Annotated in this window: 17 protein-coding genes and 1 pseudogene; 9 read left to right on the forward strand and 9 right to left on the reverse strand. The window is 61.7% G+C overall.

Translation table 11 applies throughout. From position 1 onward, the window contains the following. Positions 1–223 precede the first annotated feature (223 nt). A complete protein-coding gene (locus ACSSVG_RS06860; protein ID WP_374110774.1) occupies positions 224–1,639 on the forward strand; it encodes a stealth family protein in 1,416 nt (471 codons plus the stop codon). On the opposite strand, the gene ACSSVG_RS06865 is transcribed toward ACSSVG_RS06860, so the two are convergent. From ACSSVG_RS06865 to ACSSVG_RS06885, 5 genes and pseudogenes are all read right to left on the reverse strand, one after another. Then, positions 1,617–2,600 carry a phosphodiesterase gene (locus tag ACSSVG_RS06865; RefSeq protein WP_231340516.1) on the reverse strand — a complete coding sequence of 328 codons (984 nt, stop codon included), beginning with the start codon at positions 2,598–2,600 and terminating at the stop codon, positions 1,617–1,619. The two genes, ACSSVG_RS06860 and ACSSVG_RS06865, sit on opposite strands and share 23 nt — an antisense overlap. Positions 2,601–2,741: 141 nt before the next feature. Next, positions 2,742–3,224 (reverse strand): glutathione peroxidase, encoded by a 483-nt coding sequence (locus ACSSVG_RS06870; protein ID WP_492418061.1) that lies wholly within the window; start codon positions 3,222–3,224, stop codon positions 2,742–2,744. Positions 3,225–3,343: 119 nt separating this feature from the next. Then, the gene (locus ACSSVG_RS06875; protein ID WP_492418063.1) at positions 3,344–4,897 is read right to left on the reverse strand and encodes a M23 family metallopeptidase; all 1,554 of its coding nucleotides are present in this window, start codon (positions 4,895–4,897) and stop codon (positions 3,344–3,346) included. Between the two features lie 402 nt (positions 4,898–5,299). Beyond that, a pseudogene (locus ACSSVG_RS06880) lies at positions 5,300–5,874 on the reverse strand (recombinase family protein). Positions 5,875–6,077: 203 nt separating this feature from the next. Continuing rightward, on the reverse strand, positions 6,078–6,314 hold the full coding sequence (locus ACSSVG_RS06885) for a hypothetical protein (RefSeq protein ID WP_492418065.1): 237 nt from the start codon (positions 6,312–6,314) through the stop codon (positions 6,078–6,080). 428 nt (positions 6,315–6,742) lie between these two features. Between ACSSVG_RS06885 and ACSSVG_RS06890 the strand changes: the two genes are divergently transcribed. From ACSSVG_RS06890 to ACSSVG_RS06910, 5 genes are all read left to right on the forward strand, one after another. After that, entirely contained in the window at positions 6,743–7,090 is a 348-nt protein-coding gene (locus ACSSVG_RS06890; protein ID WP_492418067.1) for a hypothetical protein, read from the forward strand. A 172-nt stretch (positions 7,091–7,262) separates the two neighbouring features. Continuing rightward, complete coding sequence (locus tag ACSSVG_RS06895) at positions 7,263–7,535, forward strand: hypothetical protein (RefSeq protein ID WP_492418069.1); 273 nt, start codon at positions 7,263–7,265, stop codon at positions 7,533–7,535. A gap of 130 nt (positions 7,536–7,665) precedes the next feature. Beyond that, positions 7,666–8,133: a hypothetical protein gene (locus ACSSVG_RS06900; RefSeq protein WP_492418070.1), complete on the forward strand. Its 468-nt coding sequence runs from the start codon at positions 7,666–7,668 to the stop codon at positions 8,131–8,133. A gap of 94 nt (positions 8,134–8,227) precedes the next feature. Next, complete coding sequence (locus ACSSVG_RS06905; protein ID WP_231340504.1) at positions 8,228–8,620, forward strand: ankyrin repeat domain-containing protein; 393 nt, start codon at positions 8,228–8,230, stop codon at positions 8,618–8,620. A 30-nt stretch (positions 8,621–8,650) separates the two neighbouring features. Then, positions 8,651–9,178 carry a hypothetical protein gene (locus tag ACSSVG_RS06910; protein ID WP_231340503.1) on the forward strand — a complete coding sequence of 176 codons (528 nt, stop codon included), beginning with the start codon at positions 8,651–8,653 and terminating at the stop codon, positions 9,176–9,178. A gap of 801 nt (positions 9,179–9,979) precedes the next feature. Here the strand turns inward: ACSSVG_RS06910 and ACSSVG_RS06915 are convergent. From ACSSVG_RS06915 to ACSSVG_RS06925, 3 genes are all read right to left on the reverse strand, one after another. Next, a complete protein-coding gene (locus tag ACSSVG_RS06915) occupies positions 9,980–10,432 on the reverse strand; it encodes a DUF3806 domain-containing protein (protein WP_492418073.1) in 453 nt (150 codons plus the stop codon). Between the two features lie 147 nt (positions 10,433–10,579). Further along, entirely contained in the window at positions 10,580–10,894 is a 315-nt protein-coding gene (locus ACSSVG_RS06920; protein WP_492418075.1) for a DUF6228 family protein, read from the reverse strand. An 86-nt stretch (positions 10,895–10,980) separates the two neighbouring features. Continuing rightward, positions 10,981–11,343: a hypothetical protein gene (locus ACSSVG_RS06925; RefSeq protein WP_492418077.1), complete on the reverse strand. Its 363-nt coding sequence runs from the start codon at positions 11,341–11,343 to the stop codon at positions 10,981–10,983. A gap of 614 nt (positions 11,344–11,957) precedes the next feature. Here ACSSVG_RS06925 and ACSSVG_RS06930 point away from each other — a divergent pair. Further along, positions 11,958–14,678: a carboxypeptidase regulatory-like domain-containing protein gene (locus ACSSVG_RS06930; RefSeq protein WP_492418079.1), complete on the forward strand. Its 2,721-nt coding sequence runs from the start codon at positions 11,958–11,960 to the stop codon at positions 14,676–14,678. 101 nt (positions 14,679–14,779) lie between these two features. Here ACSSVG_RS06930 and ACSSVG_RS06935 read toward each other — a convergent pair whose 3' ends face one another. Beyond that, positions 14,780–15,157 (reverse strand): MarR family winged helix-turn-helix transcriptional regulator, encoded by a 378-nt coding sequence (locus tag ACSSVG_RS06935; protein WP_159705631.1) that lies wholly within the window; start codon positions 15,155–15,157, stop codon positions 14,780–14,782. Between the two features lie 114 nt (positions 15,158–15,271). Between ACSSVG_RS06935 and ACSSVG_RS06940 the strand changes: the two genes are divergently transcribed. Both ACSSVG_RS06940 and ACSSVG_RS06945 read left to right on the forward strand, forming a co-directional pair. Next, complete coding sequence (locus tag ACSSVG_RS06940) at positions 15,272–16,714, forward strand: MFS transporter (protein ID WP_492418081.1); 1,443 nt, start codon at positions 15,272–15,274, stop codon at positions 16,712–16,714. A 97-nt stretch (positions 16,715–16,811) separates the two neighbouring features. Beyond that, positions 16,812–17,735, forward strand: coding sequence for an oxygenase MpaB family protein (locus tag ACSSVG_RS06945; RefSeq protein ID WP_231340489.1), 924 nt, complete (start codon positions 16,812–16,814; stop codon positions 17,733–17,735). The last annotated feature ends 24 nt before the right edge of the window (positions 17,736–17,759 follow it).

Genomic DNA, 17,759 nt, shown 5'->3' on the forward strand with positions numbered 1-17,759 from the left:
AACCAGCAAGTCCAGTTTCACGCACACCGACGATCCCGGAGACACAGCCATCACACAAGCACAGGTCGATCCGATTTACCACGGCAGCCCGTCCATCGAAGAGGACGCGATTGCCGAGGCGGTCTCGCCTGCCGTCGTTGCGCATCTTAGGCACAGGTCCGACGTCGTCCGTCACCGCGGGCGGTACGCCCTGGTCAACGGTGACCTCACCCCGCAACAGGCCATGGTGTCCGACCTCTTGGCTGTACGGGCCGCCTTGGACGCTGCCGGCGTCGATTTCATCCTGGTGCGCGGCAATGACGAGAGGCCCGTTGTCGCCGTCGATTGGGAGTCGCGCAAGGAGGTGCGGGAGGCGCTGGTGTCGGCGTTCCACAATGAGCCGTTCTACTCCATGACCGTGGACGCAAAAAAGAAGACCTCGGTGCTGGTGGCCGACGGCGAGCTGTCCGCCAACCGAAAATCCCGCATCTTCCGCTTGTACCGCCCCCGCGTCGAAATCGGCGGCGGGCTCTGGTACGGCCCTGCCTTGGGCGTGCAGCTTGAGCTGTGGCGGTTCGAGGGCGACCATCTGGAGCTCCCGGTGGAGAATTCCCTGACCCGCCGCACCATGCTGCGCCAGGACGCAGTACGCGGCACTGTCCAGCGGCATGGCCTGACGTGGCCCACCATCGAGAACATGTTCGCTGACCATGCCAGCGACATCGACTTCGACATCGACATCGTTTTCTCGTGGGTGGATGGCAGCGACCCCGAATACATCGCCAGGAGGCGCGCCCAGCAGGCTGGCGCGGTCCTTGGTGAAGGCGACGACCATGAGGCCCGCTTCCGCCAAATCAATGAACTGAAATACGCGTTGCGATCGGTCCACATGTTTGCGCCCTGGATCCGCCGGATCTTCATCGCTACCGACTCCCCCGCACCGGCCTGGCTGGCCGACCACCCGTCAGTGACCATTGTGCGCAGCGAGGAGTTCTTCGCCGACAAGTCAGTGCTGCCCACCCACAATTCGCAGGCCGTGGAATGCCAGCTTCACCACATTGAGGGGCTCTCAGAGCACTTCCTGTACTCCAACGACGACATGTTCTTTGGCCGACCCGTTGGCCCGGACATGTTCTTCACCCCCGGCGGCATCACCAAGTTCATCGAAGCTGACACCCGGATCGGGCTGGGCGACAACGACGCCGAACGCAGCGGCTTCGAGAACGCGGCACGCGTCAACCGCAAGCTGCTGTGGGAGCGCTTCGGCAGGATCACCACCCGTCACCTCGAACACACGGCTGCTCCGTTGCGCCGTAGCGTGGTGGCCCGGATGGAGAAGGAATTCCCGGCCGAATTCGCCAAGACTGCCGGCAGCCGTTTCCGCGCCGCCGACAACATCTCGGTGACCAACTCCTTCTACCACTATTACGCCTTGCTCACAGGTCGCGCGGTGACGCAGACCAACGCCAAGGTCCGGTATGTGGATTCCACCATGTGGGCCGGGCTGCACTATCTGCCCAAGCTCCTGGCCAAGCGCCACATGGACTTCTTCTGCCTGAATGACGGCAGTTTCCCGGAGGTTGAGGCCAACGAACGTGCCGACCTGGTGACGGACTTCCTGGAGAAGTACTTCCCGGTCAAGGCGCCTTGGGAGAAGTAAAACCGCCCGGAGAAACAAGCGGGATGGAAGAAGTGTGCGTGCCCGGCGAAGTGTGGGCACCCACCCGCGATTCGTGGGGTATGCGGATACCTGCTTCAGCCAGCCGACGCTGAACCTCGGCTGCGTCCACGGGCTCGCCCACGGTGACGCCACCGGACATCGGCACCACCGAATGCACGATCGTGTGCTCGTAGACGTGGATCATGTTGTACGACTGTGCGCCGTCCCGGCCCCGCTGCCCTCCCGCGCGCACGCCCAGGTCCTGGGTGTAACACGTGGCCGAGGCGACAGAGACCGGAATGCCGGCGAAGCCCGCCGTCGTGGAGTAATGCAGGTGGCCACCCAGGATGGTGCGGACGTCCGTATTACGGACGACGGCGGCCAGTGCGGCTTGGCCGCGCAGCTCCACCAACACCGCAAGGTCCTGGACGCACGGGACGGGCGGGTGGTGCAGGGCGAGGATGGTGCCGTCAGGGGCCGGCGTGGACAGTTCAGAGGCCAGCCACTCCAGCTGGGATTCTGACAGTTCACCGTAATGGTGGCCAGGGACGGTGGTGTCCAACGTGATGATGCGGAGTCCGTTGACGAAGTAGCTTCGGTCCACGGGGTCGTGGGGCTTGCTGGCCTCGGAGGCATCCACGAAGGCGGAACGGAAGTTGGCGCGGTTGTCGTGGTTGCCCATGGCCCAGATGGCCTTGGCCCCGAGGGCGTCGCAGACCGGTTCGATCATGTCGCGGAGACGCTTGTAGGCTTCCAGCTCACCCCTGTCCGCGAGGTCTCCGGTGAAAATGATGGCCTCGGGCCTGATCCGGGACGCTATGATCTGGTCGCAGATCTCCTGGAGCCTGGTTGCACTGTCTACGGAGCCATAGAGCGTGCCCGGACCACCCACCAGGTGTAGATCGCTCAGGTGCAAAAGCACATGACCTGGTTTGGGGTACTCTGCCTCGATGAGCTCCATAGCTTGCCTTAGCGTTTGGTGGGAGACGGCGTCTCCCGTATCAATCCAGTAGGGCTAATCCAACCAGACAACTAGCCAACAACTGGCTAACATCCGGCGGAATGTTGGAAAATTACTTTCCTCCCTTCAGAATCGGTGGCTTTATGCCAGCGCCTTTTCCACTGCTTCTACCAAGTCTTCGGAGTCAGGCTCCACTGCGGATGGGAACCTTGCCACGAGCTCACCGTCGCGGTTAATGACGAACTTCTCGAAGTTCCACTTCACCTTGACCGGCTGCCCGTCCTCGTCCTGGGTCAGCTCCGCGAACAGGGGATGCTGCTGCTTGCCCAGGACGTTCGCCTTGCTGGTCAGTGGGAAAGTCACACCGAAGTTCCGCTCGCAGAATTCGGCGATTTCCTGGTCAGCGCCAGGCTCCTGCCCACCGAACTGGTTGCAGGGCACGCCGAGGATCTCCAGGCCCTGCCCGCGGTATTTGCCGTAGAGCTCCTCAAGGCCCGCGTACTGGCGCGTGTAGCCACATTCGGAAGCGACGTTGACCACCAGGACTGCTTTCCCCTCGAACCGGCCGAAGTCTGCTTCGGAGCCATCGTTGAAGGTGAGGGGAATGCTGTACAGGCTGGTCATGGGATTCGCTTCCTGACGACGTCGGCTGGCGGGATTGCCGCCATCGAGCTTACGGGAGCTGGCTTGGGGCGCGAAACGCAGGGGTGCCTGCGTTTCGCGTTCCTTCAGCGTGTGGACGTTTAGGGCGTCGGGATGATGAGCGTGGACAGCGGCACAATCACGCCGTCAGGTCGCTGAACCAGATCCGGTCCAACCAGGATGTATCCAGGCGGAAGAATCACGGCCGGGAGCGACGACGGGAGCACAGCAGCCGGTGTCGGTGCCGGCACAGGAGCCACCGGGGCCGGGGCGACAACCTGGGTTACCGCCGGCGCGGGGGCTGGAGCCGCCGGAACTACGACCGGTGCAGGGGCCACTACGGCTGGTGCCGGCGCTGCGGGCGCAGGAGCTGCCGGCGCCGGTTCTGCAGGAGGCACGACGGCGGCCGGTGCCGGAGCTGCAGGCGTTGTCACCGTTGGTACCACCGTAGTCGTGGCCGGCGTGGTCGCTGCAGGGACCGTGGTGGTTGGCGTCGGGGTAGGCGTCGGCGTTGCCGTGCCTGTCGGCGTCGGAGTCTGTGTTGGCGTCGGAGTCGGCGTGGCCGTCTGGGTTGGCGTGGGTGTGACCGTCGGGGTCGGCGTCGCGGTAGGCGTCGGCGTGGCCGTCACGGACGGCGAGGGCGTCGGCGTCGTGGGTGTCTGCGTAGCCGGCGGCGTCGTTGTTGGAGTGCCTCCCGAGTTGGCCGGCGGCGTGGTGACCGGCGGAACCACCACAGGCGGGGCCACGGGTTCTTCGTGCTCGCCACCAATGACGGCGCGGTTGGTGCCGTCGGCTACGGGGACGGCCCACTGCGGGGCTGCCGAGGTGCCCGATCCGACACCTGGCTGGTAGTTGACCATGGCAATGGTCTGCAGCGGATCAATCTGCCGCGTGGGCAGGTAGGTCCAGCCGTTGGGGTTGGTGTGCAGGCCGTTCACGATCGTCTCGAAGTGGAGGTGGCAGCCGGTGGACCAGCCAGTGGTGCCAACCTCGGCGATGACTTCGCCTACTCGAACGGATTGGCCCTTCGTGACTCCGATGGCCTGCAAGTGGTTGTAGGTGGTGACCAGGCCGTTGCCGTGCTCGATTTCCACCCTGTTGCCACCGCCCCAGATGTGCCAGCCGACGGCCCGGACCACGCCGGCGTCTGCAGCGTAAACGCGTGTTCCGCAGGCGGCCGCGTAGTCCTGGCCCCAGTGGAATTCGCCGGCAAGACCCGTCAGCGGGCTGTAGCGGTATCCGTAGGGCGAACTCGGGTTGAGGACCTCAAGGGGTGCGTACAAGGCGCCGGTAGGAGGGCGGGACAGACCTGCGGAAGCCACCGTGAGGCCTGTGGATCCGTCTTTGCTGACGGTCCTGACCATTGCGCGGTCGAAGTAAACCATGGGGGTGCCAGCGGTTTGTTCCGGCGGGTCCGGGAGGGGGTCTATCACCAGCGTTTCAGCTTCCGGTGGCACCAACGTACCCAATGATGTTGGTCCTACGACGCCCTGTGCCAAGGAACCAGTGACCGAACCGGTGGTCATGGCGTTCAGTGGCTGGAAGCCAAACGCGAAGAAGGCCAAAATGGCCAGGCTTCCTGCGACGAAGACGCGGCGGAAACCTTCTGCACGGATCAAATCAAGTACCCGGTCTGAATCATGATGCTTGCCCACAAAACACTCCCCAAAGCCAGCGGCACCAAACCCCAGCCTGGCGTGCAAGCACCATTGTTGCGGGAATTACATCAGAAATAAAGTCTTCCCCGGTCCTTGCCGCGGAAAGGTTCCATCAGTTTTTGCTCAAGACGTCTTGAGCTTTGTTGCGGGCGCTTCTAACAGAGGGGTGACGATGGGGAAGTTGCGGCAGAGGAGGGGTGCACCGATGTATCCGCGGATGCAGATCGATACAGATCAAGCCGGTGAAGAGATGCACGAAAACGTTCGTTTCCTGCAGGAGTGGATGCGCCGGCGGCCCGTGCAAGCCTGTCAGCCCCTAGTTGTGGAGCTCGGCTATAAATGGCGGTCTTTTTGCGGCGCTATTTGGCGTGTTCCTAGTAGTAGGCTCCGCGTCGGTCTTCACATGGTGCGCCTTTGGAGCTCGCGGTACACCGTGGTCCGGGATACTCGGAACAGCTCCGCCAATTCAGCTTGGGTGTGCTCCCCGGCGTCGTGCAGCGTCAGAAGATGCTTCCGCTGCGCCTTGGACAACTTTGGTTGTTTGCCTTTCAGCCGCCCTTTGGCTTTTGCGACCGCCGTGCCCTCGCGGGTGCGCATCCGGATCAGATCCGCCTCAAACTCGGCTACCATTCCCAGGACGTTGAACAGCAGCCTGCCTACCGGATCAGTCGGATCATGGGTGCTGCCGCCGAGACTCAGCACAACGCCCTTAGCCGTCAGTTCATCGGCAATGTCCTGGCATCAGATAGGGAGCGCGCCAGCCGGTCGAGCTTGGTTACCACGAGGGTATCGCCGGCCCGGCAGGCTGCCATCGCTTCACGGAGCCCAGGGCGCACCCGATTCGCTCCCGTGAGTCCGTGGTCAACGAAGATCAGCTTTTCCTCAACGCCTAGGGCAACTAGGGCATTTCGCTGCGCGGTGAGGTCTTGGTCGTTCGTCGATACCCGGGCATGACCGATCTTCATTCCAGTCATAAGGAACATGGTTGCAGTAATCCCCCCGTCACCGTGCATTTCATCGTGCGGGTCTTACGTGCATGGCCTTGACCAGGAAGCGCGCGGAACGTGTGTGACTTTCAGCGGTAAATGGCGGTGTTTTCACAGCGCTATTTGGCGCATGGGGTAGCCCGCAAGGGGATCCCTGACCGGGCGGCTGTTTCGGGACGCCCGCAACTGCTTCAGTCGTCCAGGATGCCGCTCGGGTGTGATTGTTCGTGAAAAACGGCATTGACCAGAAGGAACGTTCCCGCTTGAAGTCTATGTACGGTAGCCCGCTCTTCGTCTTCATACCGGGAGAGTTCGGTAGTGGAAGCACCTCGCTGTTGGAGTTCATCTCGTGCCTCTGATGACCAGCTTGGGATGTAGTACCCGTTATTGTCCTTGACGTCCTCTACTGCGAACCCTTCAAGGGTCATTCGCTGGATCCATAGGCGGTACGCTTCCTCGTAGTCCTCTCGAGACACATACCCCTTTTCAAGTACGCGTGCTTCAAATTCCGTCAGGACACTGATTCGGAAAGCCCTAGCCAGTCTGACGTGCATGGGATTCTTCAAATTCTGAATGTTGCACTGTGCAGTCATATCTCCCCCCGAGACAGCGTCAAAGCTTGCGTCCTAACAGTCTTGCACTGCGGACGCGTCGGGGCACCCGACTGACAGAGAGACTTAGCTGCAGCACTGAATGAAAATCTCTCCAGGCTACGAAACGATGTGTCCGTACGCCTTACGATCATCGGACGCAGAGGCGTCCGTTCAGGGATCCCTTACCGGACGCTGGGTAGAGTGACAGACTTCTAGTCAGTGGGATGAGTTTCCGCGATTGGTGGACTGAAGGAGGAACTTCCTTGGTGTCGCAGGATCAAAGACGAGAAGCGCTCTATGACCTCATACTGTTGCGTCGTCCATTAGGCGAGTCGTCGGCTCGGTTGTTGACGTTTGAATGGTCCTCTCAGGAGGAGTTAGCCACTGCTTTTGCTCAGGATGTCGGCCATGCCCTTGACGAGTTCTGGGCCGGGAAGATTAGTGCGGATGATCTTTGCGCATGGGCGGAGGAGTTGCAGGGCCGAGAGGATATTGCTCTGAAGCCCGAGGATCGCGATTTCTTGGCGGATGCACTCTTCCAGCTGTCCACGCCTGAGATTTGTGGTCCCGCCGATGAGGTGGCCGTTGCCCTCAGGCTGCGGCTGACCTAACGCCCAGGTTCTCAGAGGAAAGCGCCAGAGCGTTCGTTGGGGGATCCTTCAACGGACGTGCTTCGTTCGCCAGCTGAGCGTGTTCTGTTCGAGCAAGACGCCTGGACAGCTCGGGCTGGAGTCACGGCACCCCTGCCAAGGAACGGGGAAGTGGTGCCGATAGTCTGTTTTCATGGAAGATTCGCACTCTGAGCCCCGAGATGCGGATTTAGTCGATCTCTTGAACGCTCGTGACGGCATCGGAACCCTGGTGGATGTACAGGACGGGCCCACTTTCACAGTTTTTAACATTGCTTGGGGATACGACCTCGGCGATGAATACGCGCATGTGACAACTAATGCGAGCCCGTTCGTGGCTGGCCACCCGATCGATTTCTTCTTTACCGACCGCATCACCAAGGTCCGGGACGCCTCGACGGGAAAAGTCCTATACTCACGACGTTAATGGCAAGCGCCCGGGAAGGATCGGCTTAGGGACTGGTGGCGTGCGTTCACAGGCGAAGATTCTTTTATGCTGTTTCGGCAGGAACACTCGGCACACACCCGTTTGTGCGGTGGTTGAGAGGGCAAACTAAATGACATTGGCAGAGTTTCGGAAGCTCGTTAGGGCCGCCATGGCGAAGGCCGGCGCAGCAAAGCATGGGGCGAGCTGGATCATCGAAGGCTCCGAGATGGCATGGATCTACACCTTGGAGTCCAGGCATGGGACGAGATTCTCGTTGATGTGTGGCGTCGAATTGTTCACGCTCGTAGAAGATCAGCGGGCGAAGAAAGCGAACGATTGCCTGCTGGTGTTTTCATTGGAAGGGTTCTCCCCGGTAGCAGGCGTATACGAAGTTCGTCAGGCGTTCAGTCTGGACTTCGATTTGGATAATGAGGCGCGTGAGGCGGAAGTTCAGCGGCTTGTGAGCGGGATGATTGAGTATTCTAAGGAACGGCTGTCGTTGGCCGACGTCCGTAGAAGTTTTCAGTCCGGTGACCTGGATCGAAAAGGATTTGTTCACTACCGTGCTCGGGAAATCCTTGAAGCCGGATCTGCATGACTCGCGTCCGCGCCCGGTAAAGGATCCTTCACCGGACAGCTATTTCGAAGGGCGTCGCTCTCCGCCGCTGGTTCCCGGATGGCAGACTGCACGTATGGACAGAATGAACCGCACAGCGCTCCACTACGCGGCCCTGGAAAATGATGTTGCCACCGTGGAGGCGCTGCTGGCTGACGGCGCTTCGCCCGATGCCCAGGACAAGGCTGGTTTCACGCCACTACATTTTGCTGCACAGGAATATGCCGTCGCCGCAGCTGCTGCTTTGCTTTATGCCGGCGCCACCGTTGACCTGCAAAACGGCTGGGGCAACACTGCGCTCTTTACTGCTGTTGGTAATTCAAACGGCCGTGGCGAACTGATCAAACTCCTGCGTTCGCACGGAGCTGATCCACACAGCGTCAACGGAAGTGGAAAGACCCCCGTTGGGTTTGCACGACTGATCGGCAATTACGACGTCGCACAGTACTTCACGGACGTAGCTGAATGACCCTCTCGGTCCCACCCCTATCCTGATGCCATGGAAAGAGTGCTGCTCGATCAAGTCATCATGACCGACTATGGCCAGTTCGACCTGTATTGGGCCGGCTATGGCTTCGATGGAATCTTTGAACGCTTCTTCGACGACCAAGTCAATGGCCTGGTCGGGTCGACCAATCCGGATGGAATCTATCTCCACTTCGGTCGACGGTCGGGAGGGTCAGCAGTCCGCGTCGTGCTCTTGGATGAGCCACCAGAGCTAAACCCCGATTCCCCGTGGGAGGACATCGTCGAGGTGTCCTTCACTCTTCCCGAGGGACATCACATGCGGTGGACTTCCTGGGGCGACGAGAACAGCGGTGAACTACGCGACGTGACGCCCGGCAGCTACCGTTTGCGGACCAGCGCCAGAGGCCGCGACGAAGGCCATGACGGAGAATTCTCCGAAGAGGTGGTCGATCATTACCTACTGGAGATGTGGCCAGCTTCGCCGCAGCCGGACGCCATCCTATGCTCCAACAGCAAGGACGCTGAGTACTGGCACAAGACGTGGGGAAGCCGCCGCTGAACACAGGAGTATTTTCTTCAAGAGCGCTGTCCACGCGCGAGCTTTGTGGGCCCGCCGATGAGGTGTCCCTTGCCCTCTGGCTGCGGCAGACCTAACGCCCAGGCTCTCAGAGGAGAGCACCAGAGCGTTCGCTAGAGGATCCTTTGCCGGACAGTGCTCCATGCCACCCGTAACTCCCCGGGTTGTCGTTTTTGCAGTCTCGCATTCCGTATTTCACACTGGTCGGATGCACCCATCGTGGATCCGGATACTTTGTCTTGGGCAAGCCTCATGGCTCGGCCTCGCTGGAGACGTCCTCTACGTAGGTGATGAACTACGACCTAAAAGGCAGCTCGATCTGGAGCATCCGGTCGGGCTACTTCCGTGCCTTGAACGTCCCTACGAAGAAGTCCGAGCAGAGCTTGAAGCGCGCGAGCGTGAGCTGTCCATGGTGCCCGGGACACTGCTTTCAACAGTTCCGCTGGCAACGATTCCGGCGATAGCTGTGGCGACTCAGATGGACTATTGGACTTCACTTGCCGTGCCATGGCTGGCTTCACTTCCCACCAGTGACGTCGACGACACCGTCATCATTGCTATCGAAGAAGCGCCTTGGGCCAGCCAAGCGAGCAGGCATGGCGCCCGTAGACTTCGGCGGAGTAAGAGTGGAACCTAGCCAAGGTCGCCTGACGATCCCTAATTGCCCTGCCTACGAGCGAAAGTGGATCCTTTACCGGGCGCTTTGAAGCGTCCGGAGAGCCACCTACTTACGGACCGGGAGCGCCAGTTGGTCCAACCCTGAGCCAGCTCTGCTCCCAGCGGTTAGTTAACCTTGAAATGGTCAATAACCATACTCGCGAAAGTCTTGATGAACACTCCATCTTCAACTCTGGCCCACCGCTTCTCGACTGCGTCGAGGGGGTACACGAGGAAATTGTTTCGATCAGAATGAACGGCCAGTTCCCGCCCCTTTGAATCCTCGGCGACAACCCATCGAAGAGGAGATACACGGACGAGGAGCTCCCCTAGAGCAACACCAGCGGCGTTTCCGTACAATTCAGCGTCCATCTGCCCGTCCGACGCCTGCCACGTGGCCAGCGCAGTCTCGTAGAAATTGGCAACGCTTTCCGGATCTTCAAGATCCACACCAGAACCTTCAGCAATGTTCACGTAGGCGGCTAGAAACTCCTCATACTCCGAAGTCAGCTCCGAAAAAACCGGCTGCTCATGTTCATCGGTGTTGACCACAGTCTTCTTCCAGTTAAACAAACCCATGCCCAAAGCAAACCATCATCCCGCCCCTACCGGCTAAACCTGCCTCGCGGCCCCTGGCCCAGACGCATCAAGCAAGTTCGCCAAACCCGCAGAGGGCCGCCCAACACTGTAACGTCCCGACGATTGAGTGTCCCGGATCAGGATCCTCTACCGCACGACCAGCAGGGCCTTGAGCGCCTCCACCGTAGCCGTCAGCTCGTCGCCGGGATCCAGGTCGAACTCACCCTTCGCAGACCAAGGATCCAGCCGCTGGAATTCGTTCAGCTCGATGGAGAAATGAATGTGCCCGACGTGCTTCGCGACGAGTCGGAAATCTCCCTCCGGAGAAGTGAACAGTTTGTCGCCATCCCAACCCCGCCAACTGGCTTCGATCTTCTCGAAAAAGGAAAGAAGACGCGACCACCCATCGAGGTCGTAGACCCGTTTGCGGGCGCAGAGCCCTTCGAAGTTGGCTGTGATCAAGAGGTAATCGAAAGTCTCCCGAGAACTAGGTTCCCCTGGCTCTGTACGGAGGTGGAGCGTTCCCTTGTGACCGATGAGTACCTCGTTCATCGAACGGTTGCCGGTTGAGAAGTCATTCGCAGGACGGGCTGTTCGAAGCCCGCCAAGTCGCCGGCCCAGAGGTCGTCTGCCCTGTAGGTCACGAAGCGGAAGGCAGCGGAGGGGTACTCTTCGTCGGGACCGTAATCGACGGACATCCAGGTGTCGATCCGGACGTCCGCAAGGTCAGCGGCAGCTGAGGCGACGCCGCGCCCCAGCATGATGCCCTGGGCGAGGCAGCGGGCCGCCCATTCGCTCGTGCCCACGAAGGCCAACCAAGCAGCAGACCTATCCGCGCCGGCGATCAGCCAATCCAGCGGAAGCTTGTTAATGTAGCCCTCGAATCCGGTGGGACCACCGAGACTTGCCACGCTCGACTGCCGAACATTGTGCAGTTGCGATACGAAAAGCAGACACCCATCCCGAATCGTCAGTCCCTCGTCTAGTTCAGCTTGTATCCGGGGATCCAGGCTGCCTGCCTCTACGAAGGGATGCGCTAAAAGACGAAGGGGTTGCATGGCCTCATTCATCGACTCGATTATCACATAGCCATAGTGCCATTGCCCGAAGCGGAAGCGGCCAACTAAGACCGTTGCTGCATGCCCGTAAGCCGGTCCCCCACCGGCCGTATCGAACGTGTATCGAAGTCCCCGCCGTTCCAGGGCCACTGGATTCCCGTAAGACCCGCCCGCAGAAATGCCCGGTGAAGGTGCCCAAAACGCTACGCGGCTACTTGTCCCACTTCCTTGGAAACGGAACATCGTCGGCGGAACACTTTCCCATCCGAACGGGTCAGGGGAGATAGAGCGCGTACTGGTCGCCTGTCAGCGGCAGTGGGCTGCCGCCGTCGTGGGTTTCTTACCCTTGGTGGACGGGGTGGCGGACAGGGCAGAACTACCCATGGCACTGCTGCCGGTCGACGCCTAGGATGGCAGGGGACCGCTCGGTCCCTTCAGTCACTTTTTTGGGGAAAAGGACCTTACCCATGCCGTTGCCGCGACCTGCCGCAGACCATCCGTTTCAAAGTTCACGGCAGGGGGTGTGGGCTATCCTGGCGGCCGTCGTCCTGATAGCCGCAGGCCTCTTCGCCGGGGCTGCACCTGCCTCGGCCGCAACCTACACCTTCAAGGGAGTGGTCAAGGGAAAACCGACGGCCACGGCAACGGCCACCGTGCTGGGCGACGTGTGGGTGGGTGCGTACACCAATGACGACCGGGCCGACTTCGTTGCTGGTGCTTGGTCCGCTCCCGATGGCTCCTACAGTTTCACCGTGCCGGCTGCAGGCAGCTACAAAATGTGGACCACCTGCAGCAGCGGCCCCTGTTCCGCCACCTACGCCGGCGAGTGGAACGTGAACCAGTCCGGCTCCTACGGTTCGACGCCGGTTGCGGTCACCGATGCTGCCCCCACCACCACTTACAACCCGCAGTTGGAAGCCTTCGGCAGCATGAGCGGCCGGGTCACCAATAAGGCAGGCCAGCCGCTGACAGCAGTGTCCGTCTCAGCCTCGCCCAGCGGCGGCGGACAAGTAAGCAGCACGAAGCCCGATGCCAACGGTTACTTCACCCTCACCAAGATCCCGCCCAACCAGGCGTACATCAGCGTCCGGGACGAATCAGGCCAGCGCCTCTATCTGGAGCAGTACTGGACCGGCACCGGCACCGTAGACACCTACACGGCGGCTACCGTACCGTCGGGCGTCGCCTGGACCAACGTGAACTTCGTCCTCAAGGATGAAACCATCATCGAAGCCACGGTGACAGACACCGCTGGCGCGCCGATCGCCGACGTCGGCTACATTCCGTGGGTCTACAACGACGCAACGGGAGCCTGGGACGGACCCCAAATGGGCCCCCTCACCTCTGATGCGCAAGGCAAGATCTACTGGCGCATGGCGGTGGGCAAGAAGTACAAGCTCTGCGTCTCGGACACTTTCTACGATGGCACGCCCCGCGAAAAGCGTTACAAGTCCGAGTGCTACGACAACACCCCCACCAAGGACACGGCCACTGTCCTGACGGCAACCGCTGCTGGTCAACGCGTGAAGCTGACCATGCAGCTGGACGTAGCGGGTCTGTCGTTGGCGCCCGGCAAGCCCTTCGTGTACGGCTCAGCCCAGGCAGGGCAAACACTTACCGTTGACCCCGGCGTATGGGGCCCCGCTCCGGTAGCCCTGGCCTACCAGTGGCAGCGCTCCACTGACGGTACCGAACTGCAGGACATCGCAGGTGCTACCGCGCCTACCTATGTGCCCACCGCTGCCGACGCCGGGTATGACATCTGGGCAAGAGTATCGGGTTCCAAGGCCGGGTATGCTCCGCACTACGACACGGTGCACGCCGGTAAATCGGGCGCCGAGGCTGTCACGGCCTCCAAGCCCTTCACTATCCTGGGTACGCCCAGCGCCGGAAATACCCTGACCGTGGACCACGGCATTTTGACCCCCGCGCCCGACTTTGGCCCCTATTACGACTGGTTCGTCAACGGCGTCCAGGACTACAGGTCGAACCTGAAAACTTTCGTCCTGCAGGCCTCAGACGCCGGCAAAAAAGTCACGGCCCGGCTCAGCGTCCACGACTGGCCGCTCCAGCCGTACTACGGCCAGGCCTCCGTCACTGTTGCTGCAGGTACTTTGACTGCTCCGGTCCCCACGGTTTCGGGGACGGCGAAGGTTGGTTCGGCGTTGACGGCTGTTCCCGGGGCATGGGGTCCGGCTCCGGTGACGTTGGCGTATCAGTGGTTCCGCAGCGGTGTCGCGGTGACCGGTGCTACGTCAGCCTCCTACACCTTGGCTGCGGCTGACCTCGGCAAGACCATGACAGTCCGGGTCACGGGTTCCAAGACCGGATTTACGACGACGGCGAAGACCTCCGCCGCAACTGCCGCCGTCGCGGCGGGCACGCTGACTGCGCCCACTCCCACCATCTCGGGAACCAAAACAGTGGGCAGCACGCTCACCGCGACCCCCGGCGCGTGGGGACCCGCTCCGGTGACGCTGGCGTATCAGTGGTTCCGGAGCGGTGTTGCGGTGACAGGGGCTACGTCAGCTACCTACACCTTGGCTGCTGCTGACCTCGGCAAGACCATGACAGTCCAGGTGACCGGAACGAAAGCCGGGTTTACGACGGCGGCGAAGACCTCCGCTGCGACTGCTGCGGTGGCAGTGGGAACGTTGACCGCTCCGGTGCCGACGGTGTCAGGGACGGCGAAGGTTGGTTCAGCGCTGACGGCTGTTCCCGGGGCGTGGGGTCCGGCCCCGGTGACGCTGGCGTACCAGTGGTTCCGGAGCGGTGTTGCGGTAACAGGTGCTACTTCTGCTTCCTACACCTTGGCTGCAGCTGACCTCGGCAAGACCATGACGGTCCGGGTGACCGGGTCCAAGACCGGATTTACGACGGCGGCGAAGACCTCCGCTGCGACTGCTGCCGTGGCGGCGGGCACCTTGACTGCGCCCACTCCCACCATCTCAGGAACCAAAACAGTAGGCAGCACACTTACCGCGACCCCCGGCGTGTGGGGCCCTGCTCCGGTGACGTTGACCTACCAGTGGTTCCGTGGAAGCACTGCCATTTCAGGCGCCACCGCCCAGACCTACAAACTGGTCGCCGCGGACAAGGGAAGCGCCATCAAAGTACGCGTGACGGGCACCAAAACTGCGTACACCACACTGGCCCGCTACTCTGCGGCCACGGCACTGATCGGCTGATCCGCGACCATCGACTGAGCCGCGAACGCCGGGAGGACCCGCGGAACAACCTTGCCTGGAGAGGCCTCCCCCTGCCTGGAGTTAGTGGGTAGCCTGCACCTCTATCCGAGGTTTTCCTTCAGCAACGCACGGTGCTCGACGGCGGCAGTCGAGTGGAGCGCGCGGCCGGCCTCGGTCAGCTCCAGGAACAACGAACGGCGGTCATCCACGCAGGTTTGGCGCGAGACCAGGCCCGCCTTCTCCAGCCGGTCAACAACCTTGGAAACTGCACTTTGCGTCATGGGGGTGCGCTCTCCCAACGCCTTCATCCGGCATGCAGACTCTTCGCTTTCGGCCACGAGATCCAGGATTTCGAACTCGTTCAGGCCGATGTCGAACTTGGCTTCCAGGGCGCGGTCGATAGCTCCCGCGGTACGGAAGTAGGAGTTTTGGATGCTGCGCCACTGCTCAACCAGCTGACGGTCATGCGTCGTTGCCATGCCCTGATTCTAGTTCATTACGCCATTTGAATCCACGTCATAAGATTCTTCGTCATTCAATGACACATCATCGTAGTCCTTGTCATTGAATGACGCGTCATATAGATTGATCGCATGACATCACCCACCACCCTCAAAACTTCCACCGAGCCACCCTTGGTTTCAGCCGTCCGCTGGACGCGGGCACAGTGGCTGCTGCTGATGGTTGTTTGCACCGTCCTGGCCCTTGATGGGCTGGATGTCTCCATGGTTGGCGTCGCCCTGCCTTCCATCGGACAGGAACTCAACCTCGGAACCGATTCCCTGCAGTGGATCGTCTCCGCCTACGTCCTTGGCTACGGGAGCCTGTTGCTCCTCGGCGGCCGACTCGCGGACCTGTTGGGCCGCCGTCGAATCTTCCTCATTGCGCTGACAGTGTTCGCCGCAGCGTCGCTCCTGGGCGGGTTGGTGGACGATCCCGCCATCCTCATCGCCACAAGGTTCATCAAGGGCCTCGCGGCCGCTTTCACTGCACCCACCGGATTCTCCATCATCACCACCAACTTCGCGGAGGGACGCGAGCGCAACAAGGCGCTGTCCATCTTCACCACGTTCGGTGCCAGCGGTTTCTCGCTGGGCCTGGTGGTGGGCGGGCTGATGACCAGCCTCAGCTGGCGTTGGACGTTCCTGGTCTCGGTGCCCATCGCGGTGGTGGTTGTCCTGTTGGGCATCAAGTTCATTCCCAAGGACAAGCCGTCCGTTGAAGACAGCGGGCACGACATCTGGGGTGCAGTGACCCTGGCGCTGGGCATGCTTGGCCTCGTGTACACCTTGGTGTCAGCACCGGAACAAGGCTGGGGATCTGTGGCAACAATCGCCGGATTCGCAGTCTCCGTTGCCGTACTGGCAGCCTTCGCGGTGATCGAGAACAAGGTCAAGCACCCGCTGATCCGCTTCAGCATCCTCAAGGAAGGCTGGGTAGCCCGGGCAAACCTCAGCGCGGTGGGGCTGTTCGGGTCCTACCTGAGCTTCCAGTTCATCGTCACCATGTACCTGCAGTCCGTCCTGGGCTGGACGCCGCTGGGAATGGCATTGGCCCTGCTGCCGGCGGGCTTGTTGGTGGCGACCAGTGCACCCTTCGCGGACCGGCTCATCGAGAAGTTCGGTGCGACGCAGCTGATCTTGACGGGCCTCACGGCACTCGGCCTGGGCTACGTGCTGTTCCTCCGCGTGGGCACCACGCCGAATTACGTTCTGGACATCCTGCCGTCGGTGGTCCTCCTGGGCATCGGCTTCGCGCTGGCCTTCCCGTCCATCAACGTCCAGGCCACGGCCGGAATCAAGGACTCCGAACAGGGTCTCGCCGCCGGCCTGATCCAAACGAGCACCCAGGTGGGAGCGGCGCTGGTCCTGGCCGTCACCACGGCCCTGGTCAGCGGCCACGGTCAAGCCGCCGGGACCGTCAGCGCCCAGGCGATGCTGGAACAGTACCGTCCGGGACTGATCCTGAGTGCCGCCGTCGCCATCGCCGCCTTGCTGGTGGCCGCGGCACCGAAACGACGCCGCATCCGCAGCTAATACCCGCGTTGTTGTACAGGTAATGCCCTAATACGTCCGCATTAGGGCATTACCTGTACAGAATCTCCCCTGTACACCTCCGCCAAATGGAGGTCGAATGGGATGCATGAGGAACTACCTCACCGAGTACAGGCACGAACTGCAGCGCACCTTCACGGGAACGTCGGGCACGCCTCCGGAGTGGGTGCCGCGCCTCGCAGACGGGAACGACGCCGGATATCACCTTCCGGGGTCGGCTGTCTGGGCGGTGCATGGCCATGTGGCCACCATCGTGGCCGGGATCCGGGTCTTGTTGATGCAGGCCCTCCATCCAGGTGCGCTGGCTGGGGTGTACGAGCATTCGGGGTTCCAGAAAGACCCCCTGGGCAGGCTCGCCAACACCGTGCGATGGATCTTCACCGTGACCTATGGCTCCACCGAGGCCGCCGAAGCCGCAACCTCCCGTGTCCGGAAGATCCACGAACGCGTCCGCGGGACCTACATGGATGGCAACGGAGTCCAACGACAGTACGCCGCCAATGATCCCGAACTCCTCCGCTGGGTCCATGTCACCTACGCGGAGTCCTTCATCACCGCCAACAGGATCTGGGGCCGGCCGATCCCTGGCGGTCCGGATGCTTATGTCCGCGAGTGGGCAGCAGCGGGACGGCTCATGGGAGTGACCGATCCCCCGCTCACCGAGGCCCAGGTCCACGACGAACTGGAGCAGTGGTACGCCTCCGGGATCCTGCGGGCCGATGAGCGTCTGGCCGAGACGGTGTCGTTCATCCGTTACCCACCGTTGAGCCCGCTGCTCCAGCCTGGTTACCGCATCCTGTTCGCGGCCGCCGTCGCGAGTCTTGAACCCAAGTATCGAGACCTGCTCGGCCTTCGTCCCGCCCGGCTTGGTCCCGTGCGCCTGCCCGTCATCTCGGCGGCACGGGGCGTGCTGGGGATGGTACGTTTTGCCTTGGGCTCCCGTGGTCCGAGCGAGCAAGCGGCCCGCCGAAGGTTGCAAAGGCTGGGCTACGCGGAAGCTTAAAAGCGAAAGCCAACCCCTCGACGC

Source organism: Paenarthrobacter sp. E2MeOHC11 (genome assembly GCF_058744955.1).